Here is a 504-nt window from a genome sequence, read left to right on the forward strand (position 1 = left end):
ACCGTTCCATAACAGCTCGACCGGTGCCTGCAGCAGCGCCCGGATCAGCTCGTTGGCACTGAGCTGGTCGGCCTGGATCCGCAACCGGCGTTTCATCGCGTCACTGATCGGCACCTGCTTGGCGGTGCGGCTGAACACCCCGCCGCCGGCCGAGATCAGCGCCGGATCATAATGCTCCCAGCCCTGCGCGGCCTCGAACAGTCGCCGCCGCTCCTCGAGCGCCGGTCCCAGGTCGGGATCCGGGTCGATAAAGATATGGTGCTGGTTGAAGGCCGCGACCAGACGGATCTTGGGTGAGAGCAGCATGCCGTTGCCGAACACGTCGCCGGCCATGCTGCCGATGCCGACCACGCTGAACGGCTGCTCGGCATCGATGCCCAGATCCCGGAAGTGGCGCTCGACCGAGATCCAGGCGCCGCGCGCCGTGATCCCCATCGCCTTGTGGTCATACCCGTGCGAGCCCCCCGACGCAAACGCGTCCCCGAGCCAGAAGCGGTACTGGGC

The 504-nt window shown here is 67.3% G+C and carries 1 protein-coding gene; it reads right to left on the reverse strand.

The annotated features are described in order from the left end of the window. Positions 1-504, reverse strand: a 504-nt coding sequence (locus ACQY6C_RS15040) for an NAD-glutamate dehydrogenase domain-containing protein (RefSeq protein ID WP_427970106.1), incomplete at both ends; no start/stop codon positions are given.

This window comes from Altererythrobacter sp., from assembly GCF_050299635.1.
In the GTDB taxonomy this organism is placed as follows: domain Bacteria; phylum Pseudomonadota; class Alphaproteobacteria; order Sphingomonadales; family Sphingomonadaceae; genus Erythrobacter.